Genomic DNA, 26112 nt, shown 5'->3' with positions numbered 1-26112 from the left:
TACTAGCGCGCGGGCTGGTGCACCGCCCAGCGGGCGAGGCCATCCAGCACCAGCGAGGGGTGGTAATCGGCAGCGGGCAGCAACGGCATCAGCGCCGGTGCGCCGCCACCGTGCACGAGCAGCGACGGTGCCACGCCCAGCAGCGTGTGCGCGTGCTGTGCGCTGCGTTCAATCAGCGCCACCGCGGCGCCATCGCAGCCGGAGGCCAGCGCGTCGGCGGTGTCGTTGGCGAACTCGCTGTAGCCGCCACCGGTCGCGGGCAGCTGCACGGCACGGGCGTGCAGTGCTTCGCGCATGGTGGTGGGCGATGCGGAGATGCGGCCACCGTGGTGCTGGCCGTCGGCGTCGAGCAGATCAATCGTCAGTGCGGTGCCCACGCCGACCACCAGCACCGGGCGCTGCGCCTTGGCCGCAGCCAGCAGGGCGAGGAAGCGGTCGACGCCGAACTTTTCCGGCCTGGCATAGGCAATGCGCACGCCGGCGCATTCGGCGCTGGTGCGCACCACATGCACATGCTCGAAGCGACGCTGCAGCTGGTCCAGCATGGCGCTGGTCAGCGACGGTGCCGCCACGCTGGCCACGAACGCGGTGCGGCCGCTGGGCAGGCTGTGCGGCGGCTGCCCGGCCATGCCTTCGGCGCCATGCGCCCAGGCCTGTACGTCACCAGCACGGTCACCCTGCAACGGCGCGAACTTGAAGCGCGAGTTGCCGAGGTCGAACAACCAATCGCTCATGCCGCCCTCACGCTGACTTCGCCGGCGTGCAGCAGGCGTTCCTGGCCATCGATGCGCACGCGCAATGCGCCGTCATCGGCCAGGCCAAGCGCAGTACCGTGCTGCCACTGCCCATCCAGTTCCACGCGCACTTCGCGGCCGGCCAGCATGTCGAAGGCAGCGTAGCGCGGCAGGAACGGAGCGAGGCCTTCGCGATCGAATTCTTCCAGCGCCGGCAGCAGGCGCGCCAGCACGGCAGCAACCACCCCATTGCGGTCCACCGGCTTGCCGGCCAACGTGTCCAGGTCCACCCACGGCTGGGTGATCTGCTCGCCAAACGACGGCGGCATGTGGGTGTTGATGCCGATGCCGATCACCGCGCGCGCCGGGCCGGCGTATTCGCCACCGCCCTCGGCAAGCAGGCCGACCAGCTTGCGCTTGCCATCGACGATCAGGTCGTTCGGCCACTTCAACTGCGCTTGGGTGTAGCCCAGGTCGTGCAGCGCTTCGGCCACGGCGATGCCGGCCACCAGGCTCAACCCGGCCAGGCGGCCCAGGCCGCCGGAGTACAGGCGCATCACCGACAGGTAGATATGCGCGGCCAGCGGCGAGGCCCAGGTGCGGCCACGACGGCCGCGGCCACCGGTCTGGCGTTCGGCCAGCAGCACGCTGACCCCGCGCTGGGGCGCGCTGCACCGCAGCAATTCAGCGTTGGTGGAGTCCACCGTCCAGGCCACCTGCAGGTCGTGCAGCAGGGCCTGGGCATCGGCGGGCAGGCCGGCGCGGATCGCCGCCGGGTCCAGCAGGTCGACCGGGCGGGTCAGGCCATAGCCCTCGCCAGCACGGCCCTCGATGTCCACACCTGCGGCCCTAAGCCCTTGAATACGCTTCCAAATAGCCGCCCGGGTCTGGCCCAGCTCTCGGGCCAGGGCGTCGCCGGACAGGCGACCGGCAGCGAGTTTGGCCAGCAATTGGCGATCGTCCACGGCAGCTTCCACGAAGTCAGGCAGGAATTATGCGGGAAAGCCGCCAGCGACGCCTGCCACGCTGGGTTCCGCAGGGGCTTCCAACGGGGCGCCGGGTTCGGGCTAGAATCGGGAACTCACCCTCCCTTAACGTGGATGTCGTCAATGCGCCGTTATGCCCATTGCCTGATCCTGCTGATGATGCCCTTCACGGCGTCTGCAACGGCAGCGCTGGACGACAGCCGGGGCGCCTGCGTGTCCTCCAACGGTGATGCCGCCTCGCAGCGCGCGCCGACCGCGACCGCCTCGGCTGCGACCACCAAGCCGGCACCGGTACGCCCTGCGGCCAGCAGTGCCACCAGCACCGGGGGCGGCGGCAGCGACGACGACGTGCTGCAGCGCATCCGTGCGCCGAAGTGGCACAGCTACCTGCCGGGAATGTTCCGCTGATCAAGTCGTTGCTGCAGTGGCTGCGGCCCTCGCCGCGGCCGATCGATGATGCGCTTTGGGAAGACGCCTGCCGCCGTGCGGCCTGGCTGCACGGACTGGACGACGAACGCCGCGCGCGACTGCGCGTGCTGGCCACGCGCTTCCTGCATGAGAAGACCATTACCCCTGTCGGTGAACTGCAACTGCAGGCTGGCGATGGCGTGCTGCTGGCCGCACTGTGCTGCCTGCCGCTGCTGGAATTCGGCGAAGTGGGGCTGGAAGGCTGGTCGCAGCTGATCGTCTACCCGGATGCGTTCCGCGTGCACCGCAGCCACATGGATGCGGCCGGCGTGTTGCACGAGTGGGATGACGAGCTGATCGGCGAGTCGTGGGACAGTGGTCCGTTGATCCTGTCCTGGGCCGACGTGCAGGCCGACCTGGCCGCGCCGCACGACGGCTACTGCGTGGCGGTGCATGAGATGGTGCACAAGCTCGATGCGCTGGATGGTGCGATGGACGGCACACCGCCGCTGCCGCGGCAATGGCAGCGCGAGTGGGCGGCCACGTTCCAGCGCGCCTACGATGCCTTCTGCGCGCAGGTGGACGCCGGCGAAGAGACCCTGATCGATCCGTATGCGGCCGAGGCGCCGGAGGAGTTCTTCGCGGTGAGCAGCGAGTACCACTTCTCGGCACCGGATCTGCTGCAGCAGGCGTTGCCGGAGGTCGCCGCGCAGCTGCGGCGGTTCTACGGCGAGCCGCCGAAGATCGAAATGCCGTAGTGCCGGCCGCTGGCCGGCAACCAAGCAATGCCATCGAAGATCATGAGGTTGCCGGCCAGCGGCCGGCACTACCGATCAACGAGGTTTACGGCCCCGGCGGCAAGCGCACTTCGAAGCGGGCGCCACCCAGTTCGGCCGAACGGCCCACGCTCAGTTCGCCGCGGTAGTCCTTGATCAGGTCCTGCACGATCGACAGGCCGATGCCGTGGCCCTGCACGCGCTCGTCGCCACGCACGCCACGCTGCAGCACCTTGCCGATGTCATCCGGGGCGATGCCCGGGCCATCGTCGTCCACCGCCAGCAGCAGGCCGGCACGGCGCGCGTTCGGCGCCGGCAGCGGCTGCGCGGTCAGCAGCACGCGGCGGTTGGCCCACTTGAAGGCGTTCTCCAGCAGGTTGCCGAGCAGTTCCTGCAGGTCACCCGGCTCGCCGTGGAAGCGCGCGGCCGGGTCGATATCGAATTCGCACAGCACGCCCTTGGCGGCGTAGACCTTTTCCAGGCCACGCACGATTTCCTCGGCGTTGGACTCGATCGGCAGCGGCGCGGAGAACAGCTTGTGGCCCGACGAGGCCGCGCGTGCCAGCTGGTACGAAACCAGGTTGTTCATGCGCTGCAGCTGCACGTCCAGTTCTTCGCGCAGCGCACCGTCGCCGGCGCCGCTGTCCATCTGCGTGCGCAGTACCGCGATTGGCGTTTTCAGGCTGTGCGCCAGATCGGCAAGGGTATTGCGCTGGCGCTCGAGGTTCTCGCGCTCGCTTTCGATGAAGGCGTTGATGCTGTCGGTCAGCGGTTCCAGCTCGCGCGGGTGGCGCTCGCTCATGCGCTCGGTCTCGCCGCGCTGCACCTTGGTCAGCTCGGTGATCACTCGGCGCAACGGGCGCAGGCTCCACTGCAGGATGACGGTCTGCAGCAGCAGCAGGATCAGGCCGATGCCGCCCAGGTAGAACCAGACGCGGCCACGGAACACGCGCAGCTGCGCACCCAGCGCGCGCGAGTCTTCCATCACGTAGATGGTGTACGGGAATTCAGTGGCGGGGTCGGCGTCGGCGCCCCACACCAGGCCCAGGCCATAGCGGTACACCGAGCCCTGGCTGCCATCGATCTGGATCATCGGCAGCGGGCCTTCGAACACTTCCTGGCGCGGTGCCAGCAGGCCGCCGCCCACGGTGGGCAGCATCGGGCCTTCGGCGGACATCGAATTGCCCTTGCCGTGCGGCATCACCACCTGCAGGTACAGGCCACTGCCGGGTACGTCGAAGCGCGAATCCGGCGGCTGCTCGCGGATGTACAGCGAGCGGTCGCGGGTGAAGTCGATGCCGGCCGCGTAGGAGGTGGCGTAGTTCTTCAGGCGCTCACGCAGGTTCGCCTTCGCCGTATCGGCGAAGGCGGCGTCGAGCGCGTAACCGGCCAGCGCCAGGAACGCGACCAGGCCCACGGACGCGGCGAGCATCTGGCGCGCCTGCAGTGAGCGCGGCCGCCAGCGTCGGAAGAACCACAGACGGCCGGACATCGTGTTATCGCCAGGGTGAGCCGGCTCAGCCCTCGTTGCGCGGGATCGCGAAACGGTAGCCGCGACCGCGCACGGTCTCGATCGGCTTCAGTTCTCCATCCGGGTCCAGCTTCTTGCGCAGGCGGCCGATGAAGACCTCCAGCACGTTGGAGTCGCGGTCGAAGTCCTGCTGGTAGATGTGTTCGGTGAGGTCGGCCTTGGAGACCAGTTCACCGGCATGCATCATCAGGTACTCCAGCACCTTGTACTCGTAGCTGGTCAGGTCGACATTGCTGCCGGCCACGCTGACCGTCTGGGCAGCAAGGTCCAGGGCGACCGGGCCGCATTCCAGGGTCGGCTTGCTCCAGCCGGCGGCGCGGCGCAGCAGCGCGTTGACGCGGGCCAGCAACTCTTCGACGTGGAACGGCTTGACCAGGTAATCGTCGGCGCCCTGCTTCAGGCCCTCGACCTTGTCCTGCCAGCTCGAACGCGCGGTCAGGATCAGCACCGGGAACTTCTTGCCTTCGTCACGCAGGGCCTTGATCAGCTCCATGCCCGACATCTTGGGCAGGCCGAGGTCGATGATGCCGACATCGAACGGAACTTCGCGCCCCATGTAGAGGCCTTCCTCGCCGTCCTGCGCAGCATCGACGGCAAAGCCTTCGCGCTTGAGCCGGGCTGCCAGGGTCTCACGCAGCGGGGCTTCGTCTTCGACCAGAAGGATACGCATGAACTCTCCCTAGTGTCCTGGGTGTGGCCCGGAGGCCTGTGGGGTACGGGTTGATAGCGACGACTATCCCTGTTCAGGGGTTATCGCCGCGTAGTGATGACATATCCGACCGCGGCGTGCGCGGCTGTGAACGCGACGGGGCGGGGTCGTCCATGTAGCGGACCCGGCCCCGGTCGTCCATGTACTTCACCCGGTTGATATCACGACCATCGAACGGCACGCGCTCGGCGCCGAGGATGTGGCCGCCGGTGCTGCGCTGCACGCGGCGCACGGCATCGGACAGCGAACGCTCGTCGCCACGGTTGCCGCGCTCTCCCCGATCCATCATTTCCGCCCGTGCCTGCTCGCCGCGCGGCGGCTGTTGCGCCAGCGCCGACGACAGCGGCGCAGCCGACAGCACCACGCAGGTGGCCAGGGCAATGCGGCAATGGAAGGGAGCGGAAGACATCGATGCGATCCTAGCCGAGCACGGCGATTCGTTCAAAAGTCGTAAATCCGGGAGCCGGGTGCGGGACCCGGCCTTTACAATTCCTTTGCAAATTCTTGGTTTGGGGCAGTGAATCCGGTCTGAACTTTTCCGGCCGCAGCCCTGCGATGTTCAGCTAGGTGAACATTCGGGACGAATCGCCGTCCCTTGTCAAGTCAGGAATGTGACTGCGGTCACGCTGCGGCACGATCGGCTTCGCGCTCGGTGACCGACAGCGCCTGCTCGACCAGGCTCCAGTCGGCGCCCGGGCGGTGCGCGCCCTCGCTCAGCACCTGGCGGAACGCGCGGCCACCGGGCTGGCCGTGGAACAGGCCGAGCAGGTGGCGGGTGATGTGCTTCAGCGCCAGGCCTTCGCCCAGGCGCGCTTCCACGTAGGGACGCAGCGTGCGCAGCAGGTCGCCACGGGCCTGAAGCGGGGCGCCGGTCTGCAGCGCCTCCAGCTGATGCAGCAGGTAGGGGTCGTGGTAGGCCGCGCGGCCCAGCATCACGCCATCGACGTGCGCGGCCTGCGCCTGCACCGCCTCGATGGTGGCCAGGCCGCCATTGAGCACCACCGGCAGCCCCGGGCGCTCCTGCTTCAGGCGGTAGGCCCAATCGTACTTCAGCGGCGGAACCTCGCGGTTCTCCTTCGGCGACAGGCCCTTCAGCCACGCGTTGCGCGCATGCACAACCACCATTGCGGCACCGGCGGCGACCTGGCGGTCGACGAAGGCGGCGAACACGTCGTAGTCGTTGTCCTCGTCCACGCCCAGGCGGCACTTCACCGTCACCGGGATATCAACCGCGTCGACCATCGCCGCCACGCAGTCGGCCACCAGCGCCGGCTCGCGCATCAGGCAAGCGCCAAAACGCCCGGCCTGCACGCGGTCGGACGGGCAACCGCAGTTGAGGTTGACCTCGTCGTAGCCCCACTCGGCGGCAATGCGCGCAGCCTGCGCCAGCAGGGCCGGATCGCTGCCGCCCAGCTGCAGCGCCAGCGGCTGTTCGCTGACATCGAAACCGAGCAGGCGCTGGCGATCGCCATGGATGACCGCATTGGCGTGCACCATTTCGGTGTACAGCCGCGCACCCGGCGCCAGCAGGCGGTGGAACACCCGGCAATGGCGGTCGGTCCAGTCCATCATGGGCGCGACGGACAGGCGCAGGGAATCAGCGTAACGGGCGGTGGCGGACGTCATCGGGGTGTTGATCGGGGAGACTGGCATTGCCAGTGAGATCAATAGTTTACACCGGACGGCTGAACGGCGGCGGGTGGCGCCGGGACTGGCCGCTCGACCGGCCCCGGGGTCGCCGCGTGGCCTACAACCCGCGGTTGCGCACCTGTTCCTGCTGCTGCTCCTGCGCACGCTGGTTGAACTGGGTGTCCAGCGCTTCGCTTTGCCGGCTGCTGGCCTCGACCGAGTGCGATACCGCCTGCTGGCGGTCGACGAAGGTCCGCTGCGCCGCCGGGTCGCCCAGCTCGCCCTGCACCGCAAACAGACCGGTGCCGTCGGGGCGGGCCACGACATGGTCGATCTGGCGCATCCCGGACACCTTGCTTTCGTACGCCAGCTGGCCGGCCGCCCGCTCAACCTCCTGCGGGTTGGCGAACAGTGGCTTCAGGCCGGCCTGGGCACGCTGCTGCTCCAGCGCCTGCAGCTTGCCCAGCGCCTGGCCGAAGCGCGCGTTGTCGGCGTGCCCGGCGTCGCGCATGCTGGCCGGCTCTGCGGGCTCGGCCCGGGCCGGTGCCGCCGGCGCGGTACCGGCCTTGACCGCGTTGGGGGCATCGACCTGCGCCAGGGTCTTGCGGCCTGCCTTGCCATCGTCGTCCAGGCCGTTGTTGGCCTGGAACTGCTTGACCGCCGCAAAGGTGTCCTTGCCATACACACCATCGGCGTGCAGCGGCTTGCCATCGGCCCCGGCATAGCCCAGCGCCGCCAGCTTGCTCTGCAAGGCCTTGACCTCATCGCCGCGCTCGCCCTGCTTCAGCACGCCATCGGCCATCGGCGCCTGCTGTGCACTGCGTGCCGCCTGCGCGGCCTCGGGGCCCTGCGCGTGGACCTTGCCGCCCAGGGTGATGCGGTCGTTGAGGATGTCGCCCAGATAGCGACGGTACTGGTCCGGCTCGACTTCGATGTGCGCGTGCACTGCACCCGGCGAGCCCACGTCCGACTGCCGCACCAGCGGCGCACCGTATTCGACGAAATCCCCGGTCTTGTATGGAATGGACCCGCGCGCGCCGTGCAGCACCTGGCCCACCAGTTCGCGGCGCGCGTCGCCGACCGGATGGCTGTAGATGCTGATGGAGTTGGTACCGTCGTTGTTGAGCTGGACGTAGCCGGCGACCGGACTGGGAACCATCAGATTGCGCCCGCCTGACCGGTCGGTCAGGATCAGGTCCTTCTGCACCAGCGGAATGTTGTTGACGTCACCACGCCGGCGCACGGCCTCCAGCTCGCCCTCGACCATCTCCGCGCTACGGTCGACCCGGCTGGCATCGCCCGCGCGAACGGCAGCCGCGTTGGTGTTGGGGTGGTGGATCTTCAGTTCGCGGAACGCTTCTTCGCCACTGATACCGTGGCGCAGGATGCGGTTACTGCCGCCATTGCCGAACGGCTCTACCACCGAGATGCGCTCGCCGCCGGGTGCAGGTGCCGCGGCCGGTGCAGCAGGCGCAGCGGGTGCGGACGGTGTCGGCGTTGCAGGGCGGTGCTGTGCCGCTTCGGCCTGGATCGCACTGCGTGTGCCTGCGTCGGCCATGCCAGTGACCGGCAGATGGTGCTGTTGCTGGAACGTGTTGATGGCGTGCTGGCTCCCTGTCCCCAGGTAACCATCGGCGGTAATCGCTTTGCCCTGTGCATCGGTCAGCCCCAACGCCACCATGTCAGCCTGCAGCGCGCGTGCCTCGCGATCGATCGCACCCAGCGTTGCCGGACCGGCCTTGCCATCCACCGGGGTCAGGCCATGATCGCGCTGGAACGCTTCGACGGCCTTCCGGGTAGTGGCATCGAACTGTCGGTCGGGATGGATGGCCTGCGCGCCTGCGCCGCCATAGCCCAGTGTGTGCAGGTTGTGTTCCAGCTTTTCCACCGCGCGGCCGCTTGAGCCCTCCTTCAATACCTGCGGACCACCGTGCCCGTGCGCTCGCGCCTGTTGCAGCGCCACCTGGATATCCGGGTCGCTGCCTTCGGTGGCGGGCGCGAAATCCCGGCGCCCCACCTTCAGGTGCGCGCGATCCATTTCGGCGGAATGCTGCGCATAGGCATCTTCATACCTGGCAGCGACATCGGCAGCAGCCAACCCGGCATAGGAAGGGGTGCGCTGGCGGATGGCAGCGGCCTGGTCGCGCAGTTCCTGGTAGTCACCACCGCGCTTAAGCACCGCTTCCAGGTTATCCAGACGACCCGGCAGCTGGTTGGCGGTCTTGGCAATCAATGCGATGGCCTCGAAGCGCTTGTCTTCGGCAATGCCGCTGCCATGCTTGTCCAGCATGGTCATGGCGATATTCGTGGCATTGCGCACCTGCGGGTAATCGATGTGGGTGTGAATCCACTGCTTGCCTTCCGCCGAGCCGGCCCAAGCATTGATGCTGTCACGCGTTGGTGCATCGATGAAGCGGATGGATGAGCGCTTTCCCTCGCCATTGCCGTGGCTGAGCAGATCCGCACGCAGGTCAGTGCGATCATGCGTGAAGGGCAGGTTGTGTGCCTTGGCGTAGGCGCTGGCCTGGTCAATGACCCCATCGACATACGTTGTCTCGCCCGGCTTCAGTTTGCGCGCCTGCGTCGCGCCCAGCGGCCACTCGCCACGTTGGCCGAAATCCACCTGAATGGTGCCCAGTGAATAGCCGCTGTTGTCCCTTACCGCACTGACCGTGCCCCATTGCGGCTCGTTCAGGTGCTTGGTGATGCCAGCAATGCTGAGGTGGTACGACGATCCACCACCTTCGGTGCCGCGTCCGACAGCAAAGAACACCGCGCCGGCAGTGGCGTCCAGGTTGCGGGTGTCAATATTGTTTGGCATGTCTTACTTCCTTGTCCGTGGAGGATTGACCGGTTGCAGTTGCCTGCTGGCGACCGTGGATCAGGGCGTCAGCACCCGCGTGTGCAGCTCGACAGCGCGGTTGGCATACCGGTTGATGCGGCACGACTGAGCATCCAGCATCGGCCCCACATGGTCGCTGGAAGGTGCACAGCGCTTTTCGGTATCTGCAGCCCAGTTGGCCTGCTCGTCCATCCAGCGGTCCTTGGCCGGGCCGTCGGGGCCGTCCATCAGTCGCGCGACCTGTGCTTCCAGCAGCGCCTTGTGGTGGGCGAGCTCGGCCGTATCGCAGGCTTCCAGCTGGTCGTCCATGCCGCGGGCGTCCTGCACGCAACGGGTGTATTCCGGACGCAGCGTTGCCTGGGTAAACGAGGTATCCGGCGGCGCGCTCTGCGCCAGCAACTGGTCGGCACGGTTGGCAACACGGTACAGGCGGCATTCCTGCGCGCCCTGCAGCTGCTGCACGCTGCCGTTGGGAACATCGCGGCAATAACGGTCTGTATCGCTGCGCCAGCTCGCCTGGCTGGCCTGGAACGCCATCTGGGCAGCAGCGTCGAGCCCGGCCAGCGCCTTGCTGGCCGCCGCTTCGAGACGCGCTTCCTGGTAGGCAAGTTCGTCCTTGCCGCAGGCCTGGAGCTTGCCTGCATCTTCCACCCCATCCACACACCAGCCATAGGCTGGGCGCAGGCGACCCTCGGTATAGGACGCATCCGGGTAGTGGGGGGATTCTGCCGATGCCGGGCCGGAAGGGGCTGTCGGCGATGCCGCAGCAATCGACGCGGGGGCCGCCGTTTCGGTCGATGCCTGGGAAGAAGGCGCCTGGCATGCGGTGAGCGCCAGGCACAGGGCCAACACCTTCCAACACCCACGGCCGACGCCGACCCGTTCGTTGCGCCCAAGCGCGTCCATTGCCTGCATTGCCTGTTTCTCCCTTGCGTGTCGCCAGCGGGTGCCGGCAGGGAGGGGCCGTCCATCGACCCCCATCACGCGGGCAATGCTACGACAGCGCCGGTTTCAGGTGCCTGACCGGATTCAGAATGCGTGCACCTCGTCGCAGAAGCAGGAAGCGTAAGCCTCAATGCCCGCCCGCGCGCCCGCCCACCTGTTCGATCAGCGTCTGGCTAGCCACATTGAGGCCCACCACCACCACCTCCGCCCCATGTGCGGCCAGCTTTTCCTGCGCACGTTCCAGCGCGGCCACTGCGGTCAGGTCCCACAGGTGGGCGTCACGCAGGTCGATCTGCACCTTCGGCGCGACGTGCTGGTAGTCAAACGCCGCGCCCAGCTGGCCGGCGGACGCAAAGAACACCTGCCCGCGTACGCGGTAGACCTGCGTGTCTCCGGCATCCTCGCGCTGCACCTCCAGCATGCGGCCCACCTTGCGGGCGAAGAACAGGGCAGACAACAGCACGCCGCTGAGCACACCCTTGGCCAGGTCGTGGGTGGCCACGGTGACCACCACGGTCAGCAGCATCACTGCCGACGAGCTGCGCGGATGCGTGCGCAGGTCGCGCAGCGAGCGCCAGCTGAAAGTGCCGATGCTGACCATGATCATCACCGCCACCAGCGCAGCCATCGGGATCTGCCGCACCAGGTCGCTGCCGTACACCACCAGCACCAGCAGCAGCACGCCGGCCACCAGGCAGGACAGGCGGCCGCGGCCACCAGACGTCACGTTGATGACCGACTGACCGATCATCGCGCAGCCGGCCATGCCACCGAGGAACCCGGTGACCGTGTTGGCCACGCCCTGGCCGACGCATTCGCGGTTGCGCTCGCTGGGCGTCTCGGTGATGTCCTCGACGATCTGCAGGGTCATCATCGATTCGAGCAAGCCGACCACGGCCAGCGTGGCCGACACCGGCAGCAGGATGCGCAGCGTTTCCCAGCTGAGCGGTACATCGGGGATGAGGAACTGCGGCAGGCTGTCCGGCAACTGGCCCATGTCACCAACACTGCGCACGTCCACGCCAAAGCCGATCACTACGGCGGTGAGCACGACGATTGCCACCAGCGGCGAAGGCACAGAGCGGGTGAGGCGCGGCAGCAGGTAGATGATCGCCAGTGCGGCGGCACACAGCACGTAGACGGCGGGACCGCGGCCGATTAGTTCCGGCATCTGCGCCAGGAAGATCAGGATCGCCAGCGCGTTGACGAAGCCGGTGATGACCGAGCGCGAGACGAATCGCATCAGCGACCCAAGCTTGAACACACCGGCCAGCACCTGCAGCAGGCCAGCCAGGATGCTGGCGGCGAACAGGTACTGCAGGCCATGGTCCTTGACCAGGTCGACCATCACCAGCGCCATTGCACCGGTGGCGGCGGAGATCATGCCCGGCCGGCCGCCAGCGATGGCGGTGACCACCGCGATGGAAAACGCGGCGTACAGGCCGACCTTGGGGTCGACGCCGGCGATGAGCGAGAAGGCGATGGCCTCGGGAATCAGGGCCAGGGCGACGACCATGCCGGACAGCAGATCACCACGGATGTTGCCGAGCCATTGCTGGCGCAGGGGGTAGGACGTTTGCATGGAAAAACTCCGCGCGCACGCGGGCGTGGCCGCATGGCGCTGCAGTGGAAAGACGCGGGTTCCTGAGCCGGGCGGGCCGGCTGCCGAGGTGCGGCAAGGGTCAGGGTGGCGTGATCACTGCAGGCGGGAATCGGTACGTGGGGGGGACGCAGTCTACGGCACAGGGCTGCCAAGGGACAGCGTCGACAGTCCGCAACGGCAGCGGAGCATGGCTCCGCTCTACAATCGCGCCATGGCCACCGACCACGCACAGTTCTTCGATCCCGCCACCGAACAAGGCGTGCTGCGCCTGTCCATCGCCGCCTCACTGCTGCTGGCCGCGGCAGCGGTGGTGTTCGGCCTGCTGGCCAATTCCTCGCTGATCATCTTCGACGGCATCTACGGCCTGATCGATGTGGTGATGACCTGGCTGTCACTGCTGGTCGCGCGGCTGATCGCACTGTCCACCAGCACCGACGCGCTGCAGTCGCGGCTCAACCAGCGCTTCACCATGGGTTTCTGGCACCTGGAGCCGATCGTGCTGGGGGTGAGCGGCACGCTGATGATCGGCGCGGCGCTGTATGCGCTGGTCAATGCGGTCGACGCGCTGATGTCCGGCGGTCGCCACATCGCGCTCGGTCCGGCCATCGCCTTCGCCGGGTTGTCGATCGTCGGCGAAGGTGCGCTGGCCTGGTTCGTGCTGCGCGCCAACCGCCGCATCGGTTCGGAGTTCATCGCACTGGACGCGAAGAACTGGGTGATCGCCGCCAGCATGTCGGCCTGCTATCTGCTGGCCTTCCTTGGCGGCGTGCTGGTGCAGGGCACCTCGCTGGCGTGGGTCGGGCCGTACATCGACCCGGCCATCCTCGCCTTCGTCTGCGTGCTGGTGATGATCGCCCCGCTCGGCACCGTGCGCCGGGCGCTGGCCGGCATCCTGCTGGTCACCCCGCCGGAACTGCAGGCGCATGTGGATGCGGTGGCACGCGCGATCGTGGCCAGGCACGGCTTCGTCGAGCACCGCAGCTACGTCGCGCAGGTGGGGCGTGGCGAGCAGATCGAGCTGTTCTTTGTGGTGCCGGAAGACGACCCGCCGCGGCCCCTGGTCGAATGGGACCGGCTGCGCGACGAGATCGGCGAAGCGCTGGGCGAGGCCTCGCCGGACCGCTGGCTGACCATCATGTTCACCACCGACCGCGAGTGGACGATCTAGGCCGGCAGGACGATCGATCAAGTTTTTCGTACGCGTTGCAACCCAACGTACGCGGAAAGCGGGCAAAGTAGGCTCCAACGCAACACCCACCCACTGACCAGGAGCATCCCGATGTCCATCGAAAAGGTTCTGTACACCGCCCAGGCCACCTCTACCGGCGGCCGCGAAGGCCGTTCCGTCTCCTCCGACAACGTGCTGGACATCCAGCTGTCGACCCCGCGCGAGCTGGGCGGCGCCGGCGGCCCGGGCACCAACCCGGAACAACTGTTCGCCGCCGGCTACTCGGCCTGCTTCCTGGGCGCGTTGAAGTTCGTGGCCGGCCAGGCCAAGGTCGCGTTGCCGGCCGACACCACCGTCACCGGCAAGGTCGGCATCGGTCAGATCCCGACCGGTTTCGGCATCGAGGCCGAGCTGACCATCAACGTGCCGGGCGTGCCGCGCGAGCAGGTCGAAGAGCTTGTGCAGAAGGCGCACATCGTGTGCCCGTACTCGAATGCCACCCGCGGCAACATCGACGTGACGCTGATCGTTGCCTGATGCGGTGCTGCCGGCCAACGGCCGGCACTACCCGCGCGCGGTGAAAAAAAATGGGCGGATGCCGGTCGAAACCGAGCATCCGCCCATCCCACCTCGGGTGGGCCCCGGCACGTGGCCGGGGACGCATTCGCTACGGCGCGCATCCATCCTTCTGGAGGAGAGCCCCCTTGTTGTTCAAGGGGGTGCGCCAACGGCGCGGGGATAAGGTGGAATGCGCGGACCAGCGACCGGTTACCGGTCGCTGGTGATGAGCTGCACGACGCTGGAGAAATCCAGCTTGCCGCGGCCGGCCTGGTGGTTCATCGAGTACAGGTTGCGGGCCACTTCGCCCAGCGGGATCGAGGCGCCGACACTCATCGCCGCTTCCACCGCCAGGCCCATGTCCTTCAGCATCAGATCGCTGCCGAAACCGCCGCTGTAGCCGCGCGAGGCCGGCGCATTTTCCAGCACGCCCGGCCACGGGTTGCACACTTCGGTGGCCCAGCTGCGGCCGGTGCTGACCGCCATCATCTGCGACAGCACCTTCGGGTCCAGCCCGTGCGCAACACCCAGCGCGATGGCTTCACCGGTCACCGCCATGATCACGCCCAGCGCCATGTTGTTGCACAGCTTGGCGACCTGGCCGGCACCGCTGGCGCCGACATGGAAGATGTTCTTGCCCATCGCCTGCAGCACCGGGCGAGCGCGTTCCAGCGCGTCCTCTTCGCCACCGACGATGAAGGTCAGGGTACCGGCCTGGGCGCCCGCGGTACCGCCGGAGACCGGCGCGTCGATCATCTGCAGGCCACGCGCGGCGGCCGCTTCGGAAACCTTGCGGGCACTGGCCGGTGCGATCGTGCTGCAGTCGATGACCAGTGCACCCGCTGGGATGGCGGCGAGGATGCCGTCATCGCCCAGGTACACGCCTTCGACGTGGCGGCTGGCCGGCAGCATCGAGATCACGACTTCCGCATCGGCCAGGGTGTCGCGTGCCGACGACGCCGCGCTGGCACCGGCATCGACGGCGGCCTGCACCGCAGCCGGGACCAGATCGAACACGCGCACGGTGTGGCCGTTCTTGACCAGATTGGCGGCCATCGGGCCACCCATGTTGCCCAACCCGATGAATGCAATGCGGCTCATGCAAGGCTCCTTTCAACAAGGGGAGTGCCCAGGTCGGCCAGCGGATGCGCGGCAGCGGCCCAGGGGGAAGCAAAGAAGGTGTCGGCCCACGCGCCGGTGGCCTCGGCCAGGGTGGCCGGGTTCCACTGCGGATTGCGGTCCTTGTCGATCAGCAGTGCGCGGATGCCTTCGGCGAAATCGCCGTGGGCGGCGCAGTGCAGCGCGGTGATGTACTCCAGCCGGTAGACGCTGGCCAGGTCCTGGCCGGCGCTGCGGCGCTGCAGCTCGAACGCCAGACGTGCCGAGCCGGGCGCGCCGGCGGCAAGCGTCTTCTGTGCCGCCTGCAGCCAGGCATCGTCGGTCTGCAGCGCGCTGATGCGTTTGATGATCGCGGGCAGGTCATCGCCTTCGCACAACGCATCGACCTGCGCCGCGTTGGCCAGCAGCGGACCGGTCGCAGCATCACTGGCATGCGACTGCAGCAGATGGGTCAGGCGTTCGTGGTTGTGTGCGGAATCACTGGACCAGGCCACCTGCAGCAGCGCATCGAACACAGCGCTGCGGCGTTCTTCAGCCACGTGCACATCGGCCAGGCCGGCATAGATGGCATCGCCCGGATTGAGCAACGCGCCGGTCAGGGCCAGGAACAGGCCGCCCTTGCCCGGCACGCGCGGCAGCAGCCAGCTGCCACCGACATCCGGGAACAGGCCAACGGTGATTTCCGGGAAGGCCAGCTTGGAGCGCTCGCTGACCACGCGGTGGCTGGCGCCGGACATCAGGCCGATACCGCCGCCCATCACGATGCCGTGGCCCCAGCACAGGATCGGCTTGGTATAGGTGTGGATGAGGTAATCGACGCGGTACTCGACGTCGAAGAACTCGGCGGCGTAGTCGTTCTCGCGGATGTCGCTGCGGCCGGCCTCACGGAAGGCGACCATGGCCTTGTACAGGCTGTGCAGGTCGCCGCCAGCGCAGAATGCCTTTTCGCCAGCACCCTGCAGCACCACCATGGCGATGCCGTCGTCGTCGGCCCAGGCGTTCAACTGCTCCAGCAGCAGGTGTGCCATCGGCAGCGAGAAGCCATTGAGCGTGCGCGGCGCGTTGAGCGTGGCGATGCCGATGCGCATGCCGTTACCGGCCACGCGCTCCTCGAACAGCACCGGTGCGTCGTCGGCAGCGGTGTCGGTGCTCATGCGTTCTTCCACTGCGCGGCGCGCTTTTCCAGGAAGGCAGTCACGCCCTCGACCTGGTCGGCGGTGTCGAACAGGTCGACGAAGGCTTCGCGCTCGGCCACCAGCGCCGAGGCGTGGGTGCCGGTGCGGGTGGCCTGTACCAGCGTCTTGCAGGCGGCGATGCTGGTCGGGCTCTGCTTGCCGGCCTTTTTCGCCCATTCCAGCGCCAGTGCCTTGGCTTCGCCCTTGCCGACCTTTTCTTCGGCCAGGCCGATGCGCAGCGCGGTCTCGGCGTTGATGCGCTCACCCAGCAGGATCATGCGCTTGGCCCAGCCCTCGCCGACCAGGCGCGGCAGGTTCTGGGTGCCACCAGCGCACGGCAGCAGGCCGACGGTGGCCTCCGGCAGCGCCACCTGGGCGTGCTCTTCGATGATGCGCAGGTCGCAGGCCAGTGCGCATTCCAGGCCTCCGCCCATCGCGTAGCCGTTGATCGCGGCGATCGACACGCCACGGAAACCGGACAGCGCCTCGAACGCTTCGCCGAAACGGCGCGCGGCTTCGCGCGCTGCGGCCTTGTCGCCGGAAGCAAACTGGTTGAGGTCGGCACCGGCGGAGAAGAACTTCTCGCCGTCACCGGTGATCACCAGCGCGTAGATGTCGCGGTCTGCGTTGAGCGCGCCGACCAGGTCGCGCAGCGCCGACAGGCTGTGCACGGTCCAGGTGTGCGCCGGCGGGTTGTTCAGGGTGACCACGGCGGTATGGCCGTCGGCCTCGACCTTCAGGCCCACGTGCTCCTGGGTACGCCAATCCTTCATCGCAGTTCCTCTTCGGTGTTGAGCAGGTGACGGGCAACGATCACCCGCATGATCTCGTTGGTGCCTTCCAGGATCTGGTGCACGCGGCAGTCACGCAGCAGGCGCTCGATCGGGTACTCGCGGATGTAGCCGTAGCCACCGTGGATCTGCAGCGCCTCGTTGCAGACGCTGAAACCGGCATCGGTGGCGAAACGCTTTGCCATCGCGCACCACACATTGGCATCGCTGGCACCGGCATCGAGCTTGCGTGCGGCGGTGTGCACCATCTGCCGCGCGGCCACCAGCTGGGTGACCATGTCGGCCAGCTTGAACTGCAGCGCCTGGAACTCGGCCAGCGCCTTGCCGAACTGGCGGCGCTCGCCCATGTAGCGGCGCGCGGCATCCAGCGCGCCCTGCGCGGCACCCAGCGAGCAGGCAGCAATGTTGATGCGACCACCATCCAGCCCCTTCATCGCCAACTTGAAGCCGCCGCCTTCCTCTCCCAGAAGGTGGCTGACCGGCACGCGGACGTTTTCGAAGGTGATGCCACGGGTGGGCTGGCTGTTCCAGCCCATCTTCTCTTCCTTGCGGCCGAAGCTGATGCCCGGCAGGTCCGACGGCACTGCAATGGCGCTGACGCCGCCGGCACCGGCACCGCCGGTACGTGCCATCACCACCAGCAGTTCGGTGGCACCGGCGCCGGAGATGAAGGCCTTCGAGCCGTTCAGCACGTAATGATCGCCGTCGCGCACGGCGGTGGTTTTCAGCGAGGCCGCATCGGAACCGGCACCCGGTTCGGTCAGGCAGTACGAGGCCAGCCTGTTGCCCGAGGACAGGTCAGTGCCCCACGCATCGCGCAGTGCTGGCTGGCCCCACGTGGACACCATCCACGAGGCCATGTTGTGGATGCTGATGTAGGCCGCAGTCGACGGATCGATGTTGGCGAGCTCCTCGATGACGACGGCGGCGTCCAGCCGGCTCAGGCCGCTGCCGCCCACGTCCGGGTCCATGTACAGACCGCAGAAGCCCAGTTCACCGGCCTTGGCGATCGCCTCGCGCGGAAAGATGCCCTCCGCATCCCATCGCGCGGCGTGCGGCGCCAGTTCGGCCTGTGCGAAGTCGCGCGCCGCCTCGCGGTACGCCTGCTGCGCTTCTTCCAGTTCCGTCGTCATCGAGTGGCTCATGGCTGCTCCTGCCGTTACTTCAGGCTGATCGTGGTGTTGACGCCGTGGCTCAGCGTCTCGTCATCGAACCAGCGCGCGGTGACCGTCTTGGTCTGGGTGTAGAACAGCACCACCTGCTTGCCATACGGGCCCAGGTCACCCAGCTTGGAGGCGCGCGAACCGGTGAACGAGAACAGCGGCACCGGCACCGGGATCGGCACGTTGATGCCGACCTGGCCGACGTCGATGTCTTCCTGGAACTTGCGCGCGGCCGCGCCGGACTGGGTGAACAGTGCGGTGCCGTTGCCGTTCGGGTTGCTGTTGACCATCGCGATGGCGTCTTCCAGCGTTTCTGCTTCGAGGATGACCAGCACCGGCCCGAAGATTTCTTCCTGGTAGATGCGCATGTCGGTGGTGACACCGGCAAAGATGGTCGGGCCGACGAAGTTGCCCTTCTCGAAGCCATCGACCTGCGGGTTGCGGCCGTCGAGTACCAGCTTGGCGCCCTGCTCCACGCCCGAGGCGATCAGGCCTTCCACGCGCTCGCGGGCGCTGCAGGAAATGACCGGGCCGACGTCGGTGCCGGACACGGTGCCGGCGCTGACCTTCAACGTCTTGGCCTTTTCGACCAGGTCCTGCACCCAGTTGCGCGCCTCACCGACGAGCACCAGGGTGGAGGCGGCCATGCAGCGCTGGCCCGCGGCACCAAAGGCGGCACCGACCATCGCGTTGAGGGTCTGTTCCTTGTTGGCGTCCGGCAGCACCACGGCGTGGTTCTTGGCACCCATCATGCACTGCACGCGCTTGCCGGCCAGCGAGGCGCGGTTGTAGACGTGGGTGCCGACGCGGGTAGAACCGACGAACGACACGGCCTTGATGTCCGGGTGGTCGCAGATCGCGTTGACCACTTCCTCGCCGCCGTGGACGACGTTCAGCACGCCCTTCGGAATGCCGGCTTCCAGGGCAAGCTCGACCAGGCGCATGGTGACCATCGGGTCCTGCTCGGACGGCTTGAGGATGAAGGTGTTGCCCGTCGCAATCGCCATCGGGAACATCCACAGCGGGATCATCGCCGGGAAGTTGAACGGGGTGATGCCAGCGCACACGCCCAGCGGCTGCATGATCGTGTAGGTGTCCACGCCATTGGCCACGTTGTTGGCCAGCTCGCCCAGCTGCAGGTTGCCGATGGCGGCGGCGTGCTCGACCACTTCCAGGCCGCGGAACACATCGCCTTCGGCGTCGGGCAGAGTCTTGCCCTGTTCGGCGGTGAGGATGTGGGCCAGCTCGCTCATGTTCTCGCGGATCAGCTGCTGGTACTTCAGGAAGATGCGCGCGCGGGTGCCGATCGGGGTCTTGCGCCAGGTCTTGAAAGCTTCCTTGGCGGCGGCGACGGCGGCGTCCACTTCGCCGGTGGTGGCGAAGGGCACCTTGGCCAGCACGTCCTGGGTGGCCGGATTGATCACGTCCTGCCAGTGGGAGGTGGCCGATTCAACGAACTGGCCATCGATCAGCATGCGGATACGGGGCGCTGCAACAGTCATGACGACAATCCCACAGGGTGCGAAAGATGCTTGGCATTATTCACAGCATCCACCTCGATTTCCGGGCTGAATCCGCTTAATCTGGCCAACACGCCCCACGATTCCTGTTAATTCTGTGAATCCCTCAGCTCCCCAGCGGCAACTCGGCCTGCGCCTGCTGCGGCTGCGCGAACAGCGCGGCTACAGCCAGGTTGACCTGGCGCGGGCACTGGGGTTGTCGGCCAGCTACCTGAACCAGATTGAGCGCAACAAGCGTCCACTGACCCCGGCCGTGCAGAAGAAGCTGGGCCAGGTACTCGGGGATGTTTCGGCGCTGTTCGACGAAGATGAGCCCGCCGCGCTGCAGGAAGCGCTGGGCGAGACCCTGCGCGACCTGGGCCTGGCCGAAGTCAGTGCCACCGAACTGCGCGCCCTGGCGGGCAACCTGCCGCAGGTCAGCCGTGCGCTGCTGGACCTGCACCGCCGCCACCTGGCACTGCGCGAGCATGCCGCCGCGCTGGAGTTCCAGCTGGGCGAGCCCGGCGCCGGCAGCACCCTGCCGGCCGGCGACCAGGTGCGCGAGTTCTTCAACCGCATGCACAACCATATTCCCGAGCTGGACGAACTGGCCGAGCGCCTGTTCGCCGAGTGGGGGCTATCGCCTGGGCATGTGGCGCCGCGCTTGCGCCAGCTGCTGGCCGACCGCCACGGCGTGCTGGTGGAAGTGGCCGCACTGCAGGCCGGGCGCGAGAAGCGCCATTACGATGCCGGCACGCGCCGGTTGTGGCTGCCGGACTACCTGGAGCCAGGCCAGCAGGCGTTCCAGATGGCCGCCGAACTGGCCCTGCACGGCTACCTGCCGCAGATCGACGCGGTGGTGGCGCGTGCGGGCTTCACCGATGACGCGCGCATCGCGCAGGCGCGGGTGGGTCTTTCGAACTACTTCGCCGGCGCGCTGGTCATGCCCTACATGCGCTTCCTGCGTGCGGCCGAGGCCAGCAGCTACGACATCGAACTGCTGGCGCACCAGTTCGGCGTCGGCTTCGAGGCGGTCTGCCACCGGCTGAGCACGCTGGCACGGCGCAGTGCGCCCGGCCTGCCGTTCTTCTTCATCCGCGTAGACCGTGCCGGCAATGTGTCCAAGCGCCATTCGGCCACCGACTTCCATTTCTCGCAGGTGGGCGGCTCGTGCCCGCTGTGGATCGTCTACGAGGCGTTCAACCAGCCCGGGCGCATCCTTACCCAGACCGCGCGCATGCCCGATGGCCGCCGTCATTTCTGGCTGGCGCGGCAGGTCAGCAGTGGCCCGGTGGGCCATGGCCAGCCGCGCAAGACCTTCGCGGTGGCGCTGGGCTGCGATCTGCAGCATGCCGAGCGGCTGGTGTATTCACTGGGGCTGGATGTGCAGAGCCCGGGCAATTCGGTATCGATCGGGCCGGGTTGCCGCGTGTGCCCGCGCGAGGACTGCATGCAGCGCGCGTTCGCGCAGTTGCCGGGCAGGTAGGGTTGGTTCGGCAGGGCTGCGCCCTGCACCTGCCGAAGCCGAAGCCGAAGCCGAAGCCGAAGCAACAGCAAAAGCTGGCATTCCGTGGGATTGCGGGGCGGTGTCGGATTGCGGGGACGCCGTGAACCCGTCCTGAAGTGACCCCCGAGACTTGGACGGTGGGGTCAGGCGGCTGCTTGGGCCTGTTCCCGGTACTTTACCGGGCTTAGCCCCTTCAATTTCAATCTGATTCGCTCTTGGTTGTAGTACTTGATGTACTCCACCAGCCCGGCCTCCAGGCTTTCGATGCTGTCAAAGCTGTTCAGGTAGAAGAACTCCGACTTCAGCGTCCCGAAGAAGCTTTCCATTGCCGCATTGTCCAAGCAGTTGCCACGTCGGGACATGCTTTGCTTCAACGAGTGCTTTTCCAGCATGTGCCGGTAGTTCTCATGCTGGTACTGCCAGCCCTGGTCGGAGTGGATCATTGGCCGCTCATCCGGCGAAAGCTTCTTGATGGCCTCCTCCAGCATCTGACCTACCAGATCGAACACAGGCTGGCGCTTGATCTGATAAGCCACGATTTCACCGTTGTAGAGGTCCATGATCGGCGACAGGTACAGCTTCATGCCTTGCACCTTGAACTCGGTGACGTCAGTCACCCACTTCTGGTTGGGCCGCTCGGCATGGAACTGGCGATTGAGGTCATTGCCAACCACAACATTGGCGGCCCCTTTGAAGGACCGGTAGCGCTTCACGCGTACCCGTGATTTCAGGCCCATCTCCCCCATCAGGCGCTGTACCCGCTTGTGATTGGTCCGATGGCCCTGATTGGCCAGTTCCAGCGTCACCGTGCGATACCCATAGCGCCCTTGGCTTTGATCGTAGATTGCCCGGATGCGCTCGCACAGGGCTGCCTCATCCTGATCCGGATGGGCCAGGACATGGTTCTGGTAATAGAACGTACTGCGTGACAGCTCTGCCGCTTCGAGCAGAAGCGACAGCGGATGAACCTGCCTCAATCCTTGGATGGCTTGCGCTTTGCGTCCTGCGCCGCCTGCTCTTCCCGGATCAAGGCATCGAGTTTTTTTAGGTAGTCGGTCTCCGCACGCAGATAGGCAACTTCCTTGAGCAGCTCATCGCGGCTCATTTCCTCAGGTGGCTTGGACGAACGGGTCTTTTTCATCGGCTTTCGGGGCGGCGGCGGAGGTGGTGCCAGCGCTTGGGCACCGCCTTGAGCATACAGGCGACGCCACCGACCCACCGCGCCGGCATCGCCAATTTGAAAGTAAGTGGTGGCCTCCCGCCCGGACATGCCGTCCTGGCCCATCTTCTTCAGGACAGCCAGCTTGAATGCGAGGTCATAGGACTGGGACTGGCGATGAAATCCCCGCCAACCATGCAGCCGATAGGTCGCCACCCAGCGCCTGACCGTGGAGAACTCCAGGCCGTAGCGACGAGCAACGGCTTTGACCGATGTGGAGGTCTTGCAGGCCTGTTTGGCGACCTGCAGTTTGAAACGCGCGTCGTATCTGTTCATGTATCCCTCGGGGTCGGATCTGATGTCCAACTCCCGGGGGTCACTTCATCCCTGGGGGCTTGGCCGCGGCATCCATGCCGCGGACACCCCGCAATCCGACACCACCCCGCCTTCGACAGTTTCCTTCCATCTGTCGGAACGACGTATTGCTCTGGTAGGTGTCGACCTTGGTCGACGCGGTAGATCCACGCCATGCGTGGATGCTCTTCGATGAATGTTCGAAATATTCGATTTCGATGGACGTTCATCCACGCATGGCGTGGATCTACTACCGGGTCAGTAGATCGGCGTGACCTTCATCTGCGGCAGCGGGCGCGGTGCGCCGTCGGTCAGGTCCGGGCCAAGGTCTTCCCACGTGCGGCCCTGCTCGACCATCTGCGCCCACAGCTGCTGCGAGCCGCGACGTTTGTCTTCCGAGCCGAGCTTGTACGACGGCGGTGCCGGCTCGCCACGGGCAACCATCGAGTACGCCGCGCGATAGGCCAGCACCTGCTGCGCCGGGTCGTCGGTACGCGCCACTTCCAGCGTGTAGCGCTGATAGGCCGAGGCCAGGTTGCGCCAGCGGATCCAGTAGTGGTTCCCGAACGAGAACGAACAGAAGCGCGCGCCCGCCAGGCTGCCCTTGTCGGCGATGCGGGTCAGCACCTCCTGCGGCATGTCCAGGTTCATGCCGCCTTCGTCGCCCTGCAGGCTGACGTGCACGATACGGTCGCGGTAACCCGGCGCGCGTGCCTGCAGCAGGTCACGCCAGTTCTGCATGGTCGCCACGACTGCGAACAGGAAGCGCCCCAGCTCGGCTGCGGCGAGCGGCGTGGCAATGGACTGGTAATGCCGTTGCCAACCGTGGCGGTTTTCGGTGGGCAGGAACACGGCACGTTCCAGCGCCTGTCGGCCATCACTGCCACGGCCCACGTCCTCGGCATGCTGCGGGTAGACCAGGTTGATGGCGAAGGTCGGCCAGCGCGGTAGCGCGGCATCAAACAGATGGATCGGGAAGTTGCTGCTGATGCCACCATCGGAGAACCAGCAGATGCGGAACGCGGTAATCACCGGGCCGCAGGTCTGCCCGGCGCTGGTCAGCCCTTCCATGCTGTCGGCCACGTTGTGTTCCTGATCGGCGGCAGGTGCAGTGGGTTCGCAGCGGCGTTCGCGGCGCGAGGGCTCATGCAGCGGCACCGCGCTGATCAGCAACGGGAAGCTCAGGCTCATGCGCGTGGCCACCAGCACCGGCAGCTTCGGACCCTGCGGCAGGTGGTAGTACCGGCGCCCTTCCACCTCCAGCGGCGGGCCGGCCTCCGTCACCAGCCACTGCACCACGCTGGCGGGGAACAACTGCTCGAACTCCTCGCGCAGGAACCAGAACTGCGCGCCGCCCAGCGGCAGTGTGCGTGGTTCGTTGTGCGATACGCAGGTGGTGATCATCTGCAGGCTGATCGCATGCGGGCTGTCCGGCTCGCCGGCATAGCGCGGCGCGTCATGCAGGTCGGCAAAGGTCAGCGGTGCATCCAGCGGCTTGCCGGACAACTGCTGCAGGCATTCATGCAGCCACTCGGTCAATGCCGGTTTACGTGCATCGCGACCGAGGCCACTGCACAGGCCCAGCAGGTTGCGCCGGGCCACGCGCGCCACGCGCAGCGCGGCTCCGGCCACGCCTGCACCGTAGGCGCACAGCAGCGACGGCAGCAGCGTCGCGGCCACGCCGCTCCAACCACCGCCCCACCCGCCCAGACCGAGCAGCAGCGCCAGCGACACCAGCACTTCCAGCGGCGCGATCTCGAATACCGCCACCGCCAGGCACAGCAGTTTGTGCGGCAAGCTGGCATTGCCGGTCAGCACCACCAGCAGCCGATAGGCCGCACGCGCGCCCCGCGCCGGTTGGAACAGGCTGTAGATGAACCCCCGCCGCGACAACTGCGCCGACACCGCCGACAGCCCGCCATAACCGGCATCACCGGGCAGGTGCTCGCCGGCCTGCTGGCGCCGATCACCGTATGCCGCCGCAGCCGCCACCGCCGCAGCGATGGCGCCGGCAGAGGTGCCGCCGATGCTCTTGAACCGATACTCGCGTGCCAGCGCCAGTACCGCGTTGGGGTACACGATGCCGCTGGTGATGCCGCCTTTCATGACCAGATCGCAGTACTTGTCCGCCACCGTCTTGCCCCCGAGCCTACCGTCCGCCGCGTGGATGCCAGTATGGCGCAGCGGCTTCTCAGGGCCTGAGAACACCACCGCAGTCCGGGCAGGAATCTGCGGCGTTCAGCAGATGGCAGGCCTGCAGGCTTGACCGGCTCCACCATCGGCGTAGCATCTGCAGCAAGCCAAGGGACAGACCCGCGGCTGCCACAACGACATGAGGGATTCTCATGGAATTCGACTATCTCGTCTTCATCGGGCGATTCGAGCCCTTCCACAACGGCCACGCCGCCGTTGCCCGCTTGGCCCTGAGCCGGGCCCGCAAGCTGATCTTCCTGGTCGGCTCTGCCGATACCCCCCGCAGCCTCCGCAATCCCTGGACCGTGGCCGAACGCGCCGTGATGATCCAGGCCGCCCTCGATGGCCACACCGACCGCCTGCTGATCCGCCCGCTGCGTGACCACCTGTACAACGAAGCACAGTGGATCGCCAATGTGCAGCGCCAGGTGGCCGACGCCCTGCGCAACGACGGTGCCGCCGCCGATGCAAAGGTGGGCCTGATCGGCATGGACAAGGATGCCTCCAGCTACTACCTGCGGGAGTTCCCGCAATGGCCGCTGGTGGACGTGCAGCACACCGCCACCCTGTCGGCCACCGAGCTGCGGCGCTACCTGTTCGAAGCCGGCGACGTCGACTTCCACGGCGCGCTGCTGATGCTGCGTGGCAATGTGCCGGCGCCGGTGTACGACATGCTCGAAGCGTTCCGCAAAAGCGCGCCTGCGTATGCCCAGCTGGTGGCCGAGTACCGCTTCATCGAACAGTACAAGGCCGCCTGGAAGGATGCGCCCTACGCGCCCACCTTCGTCACCACCGATGCGGTGGTGGTGCATTCGGGCCACGTGCTGCTGGTACGGCGCCGTTCGGAGCCCGGCAAGGGCCTGTGGGCGCTGCCCGGCGGTTTCGTTGGCCAGGAGCAGAGCCTGCTGGACAGTTGCCTGCGCGAACTGCGCGAGGAAACCCGCCTTAAGATTCCGCTGCCGGTGCTGAAGGGTTCGCTGAAGGGCCAGCAGGTATTCGACCACCCCGACCGCAGCCAGCGCGGCCGCACCATCACCCACGGTTTCCACTTCGAATTCCCGGCCGGTGACCTGCCGCCGGTGCGCGGTGGCGACGACGCCGACAAGGCGCGCTGGATACCGGTGAGTGAGGCGTTGGACATGGGCCCGCAATTGTTCGAAGACCACCTGCACATCCTGGAGTATTTCCTCGGCCGCGGCTGACCTGCCCGGCTCTCCCCACCGGCGGATAGACCGCTGGTGTCACTCGACGCGAAGGAGCTTC

22 protein-coding genes are annotated in these 26112 nt (G+C 67.0%); 6 read left to right on the top strand and 16 right to left on the bottom strand.

Translation table 11 applies throughout. The annotated features are described in order from the left end of the window. Positions 1 to 2: 2 nt before the first annotated feature. Together ROV93_RS09450 and birA are read right to left on the bottom strand one after the other, a co-directional pair. Positions 3 to 734: a type III pantothenate kinase gene (locus ROV93_RS09450; protein ID WP_053498757.1), complete on the bottom strand. Its 732-nt coding sequence runs from the start codon at positions 732 to 734 to the stop codon at positions 3 to 5. Beyond that, positions 731 to 1699, bottom strand: a complete 969-nt coding sequence (birA, locus tag ROV93_RS09445) for a bifunctional biotin--[acetyl-CoA-carboxylase] ligase/biotin operon repressor BirA (RefSeq protein WP_053498755.1) — start codon at positions 1697 to 1699, stop codon at positions 731 to 733. The genes ROV93_RS09450 and birA overlap by 4 nt, the downstream gene beginning before the upstream one ends. A 144-nt stretch (positions 1700 to 1843) precedes the next feature. Here birA and ROV93_RS09440 point away from each other — a divergent pair, with 144 nt between their 5' ends. After that, positions 1844 to 2128 (top strand): hypothetical protein, encoded by a 285-nt coding sequence (locus ROV93_RS09440; protein WP_072168732.1) that lies wholly within the window; start codon positions 1844 to 1846, stop codon positions 2126 to 2128. Next, complete coding sequence (locus tag ROV93_RS09435; protein WP_171956254.1) at positions 2095 to 2886, top strand: M90 family metallopeptidase; 792 nt, start codon at positions 2095 to 2097, stop codon at positions 2884 to 2886. Before ROV93_RS09440 ends, ROV93_RS09435 begins: the two co-directional genes overlap by 34 nt. 85 nt (positions 2887 to 2971) lie before the next feature. Here the strand turns inward: ROV93_RS09435 and ROV93_RS09430 are convergent, their stop codons facing one another. From ROV93_RS09430 to ROV93_RS09400, 7 genes are all read right to left on the bottom strand, one after another. Further along, entirely contained in the window at positions 2972 to 4396 is a 1425-nt protein-coding gene (locus ROV93_RS09430) for a sensor histidine kinase (RefSeq protein WP_065185596.1), read from the bottom strand. A gap of 25 nt (positions 4397 to 4421) precedes the next feature. Then, positions 4422 to 5105 (bottom strand): response regulator transcription factor, encoded by a 684-nt coding sequence (locus ROV93_RS09425; protein WP_004136763.1) that lies wholly within the window; start codon positions 5103 to 5105, stop codon positions 4422 to 4424. A 73-nt stretch (positions 5106 to 5178) separates the two neighbouring features. Next, positions 5179 to 5553, bottom strand: a complete 375-nt coding sequence (locus ROV93_RS09420) for a hypothetical protein (protein ID WP_005420623.1) — start codon at positions 5551 to 5553, stop codon at positions 5179 to 5181. A 212-nt stretch (positions 5554 to 5765) separates the two neighbouring features. Further along, the gene (dusA, locus tag ROV93_RS09415; protein WP_072168733.1) at positions 5766 to 6797 is read right to left on the bottom strand and encodes a tRNA dihydrouridine(20/20a) synthase DusA; all 1032 of its coding nucleotides are present in this window, start codon (positions 6795 to 6797) and stop codon (positions 5766 to 5768) included. Positions 6798 to 6891: 94 nt separating this feature from the next. Then, complete coding sequence (locus ROV93_RS09410) at positions 6892 to 9594, bottom strand: peptidoglycan-binding protein (RefSeq protein ID WP_080376954.1); 2703 nt, start codon at positions 9592 to 9594, stop codon at positions 6892 to 6894. Between the two features lie 60 nt (positions 9595 to 9654). Then, positions 9655 to 10266, bottom strand: coding sequence for a lysozyme inhibitor LprI family protein (locus ROV93_RS09405; protein ID WP_088497261.1), 612 nt, complete (start codon positions 10264 to 10266; stop codon positions 9655 to 9657). A 421-nt stretch (positions 10267 to 10687) separates the two neighbouring features. Next, the gene (locus tag ROV93_RS09400) at positions 10688 to 12142 is read right to left on the bottom strand and encodes a SulP family inorganic anion transporter (RefSeq protein ID WP_072168735.1); all 1455 of its coding nucleotides are present in this window, start codon (positions 12140 to 12142) and stop codon (positions 10688 to 10690) included. A gap of 208 nt (positions 12143 to 12350) precedes the next feature. Between ROV93_RS09400 and ROV93_RS09395 the strand changes: the two genes are divergently transcribed. Both ROV93_RS09395 and ROV93_RS09390 read left to right on the top strand, forming a co-directional pair. Continuing rightward, entirely contained in the window at positions 12351 to 13331 is a 981-nt protein-coding gene (locus tag ROV93_RS09395; RefSeq protein WP_072168736.1) for a cation transporter, read from the top strand. Between the two features lie 111 nt (positions 13332 to 13442). After that, positions 13443 to 13868 carry an organic hydroperoxide resistance protein gene (locus ROV93_RS09390; RefSeq protein WP_004153735.1) on the top strand — a complete coding sequence of 142 codons (426 nt, stop codon included), beginning with the start codon at positions 13443 to 13445 and terminating at the stop codon, positions 13866 to 13868. A 231-nt stretch (positions 13869 to 14099) separates the two neighbouring features. Here the strand turns inward: ROV93_RS09390 and mmsB are convergent, their stop codons facing one another. Genes mmsB through ROV93_RS09365 form a run of 5 tightly spaced genes read right to left on the bottom strand, consistent with a single transcriptional unit; the run spans position 14100 to position 19639 of the window. Then, positions 14100 to 14990 carry a 3-hydroxyisobutyrate dehydrogenase gene (mmsB, locus tag ROV93_RS09385; protein ID WP_005420650.1) on the bottom strand — a complete coding sequence of 297 codons (891 nt, stop codon included), beginning with the start codon at positions 14988 to 14990 and terminating at the stop codon, positions 14100 to 14102. Further along, positions 14987 to 16162 (bottom strand): enoyl-CoA hydratase/isomerase family protein, encoded by a 1176-nt coding sequence (locus ROV93_RS09380; protein ID WP_072168737.1) that lies wholly within the window; start codon positions 16160 to 16162, stop codon positions 14987 to 14989. Before ROV93_RS09380 ends, mmsB begins: the two co-directional genes overlap by 4 nt. Beyond that, positions 16159 to 16956 carry an enoyl-CoA hydratase gene (locus ROV93_RS09375; RefSeq protein WP_072168738.1) on the bottom strand — a complete coding sequence of 266 codons (798 nt, stop codon included), beginning with the start codon at positions 16954 to 16956 and terminating at the stop codon, positions 16159 to 16161. Before ROV93_RS09375 ends, ROV93_RS09380 begins: the two co-directional genes overlap by 4 nt. After that, positions 16953 to 18119, bottom strand: coding sequence for an acyl-CoA dehydrogenase family protein (locus tag ROV93_RS09370; RefSeq protein ID WP_072168739.1), 1167 nt, complete (start codon positions 18117 to 18119; stop codon positions 16953 to 16955). The genes ROV93_RS09375 and ROV93_RS09370 overlap by 4 nt, the downstream gene beginning before the upstream one ends. 14 nt (positions 18120 to 18133) lie before the next feature. Next, a complete protein-coding gene (locus ROV93_RS09365) occupies positions 18134 to 19639 on the bottom strand; it encodes a CoA-acylating methylmalonate-semialdehyde dehydrogenase (RefSeq protein WP_005420657.1) in 1506 nt (501 codons plus the stop codon). A gap of 115 nt (positions 19640 to 19754) precedes the next feature. On the opposite strand from ROV93_RS09365, the gene ROV93_RS09360 reads away from it, so the two are divergent. Beyond that, positions 19755 to 21122, top strand: coding sequence for a short-chain fatty acyl-CoA regulator family protein (locus ROV93_RS09360; RefSeq protein WP_072168740.1), 1368 nt, complete (start codon positions 19755 to 19757; stop codon positions 21120 to 21122). 164 nt (positions 21123 to 21286) lie between these two features. Here the strand turns inward: ROV93_RS09360 and ROV93_RS09355 are convergent. Together ROV93_RS09355 and ROV93_RS09350 are read right to left on the bottom strand one after the other, a co-directional pair. Beyond that, positions 21287 to 22638 (bottom strand): IS3 family transposase gene (locus tag ROV93_RS09355; protein ID WP_312538352.1). Its coding sequence is split into 2 segments (ribosomal slippage): positions 21287 to 22191 and positions 22191 to 22638, totalling 1353 coding nucleotides; the frame shifts between segments, so codons are not numbered across the junction. Positions 22639 to 22914: 276 nt separating this feature from the next. After that, a complete protein-coding gene (locus ROV93_RS09350; RefSeq protein ID WP_072167427.1) occupies positions 22915 to 24762 on the bottom strand; it encodes a patatin-like phospholipase family protein in 1848 nt (615 codons plus the stop codon). A gap of 233 nt (positions 24763 to 24995) precedes the next feature. Between ROV93_RS09350 and ROV93_RS09345 the strand changes: the two genes are divergently transcribed. Beyond that, positions 24996 to 26051 (top strand): bifunctional nicotinamide-nucleotide adenylyltransferase/Nudix hydroxylase, encoded by a 1056-nt coding sequence (locus tag ROV93_RS09345; RefSeq protein WP_088496981.1) that lies wholly within the window; start codon positions 24996 to 24998, stop codon positions 26049 to 26051. The last annotated feature ends 61 nt before the right edge of the window (positions 26052 to 26112 follow it).

The organism is Stenotrophomonas maltophilia group sp. msm4 (assembly GCF_032025605.1).
Lineage (GTDB): Bacteria > Pseudomonadota > Gammaproteobacteria > Xanthomonadales > Xanthomonadaceae > Stenotrophomonas > Stenotrophomonas sepilia.
Note: the sequence above shows the minus strand (reverse complement) of the source record. Positions and strands in the feature narration are given on the sequence as shown.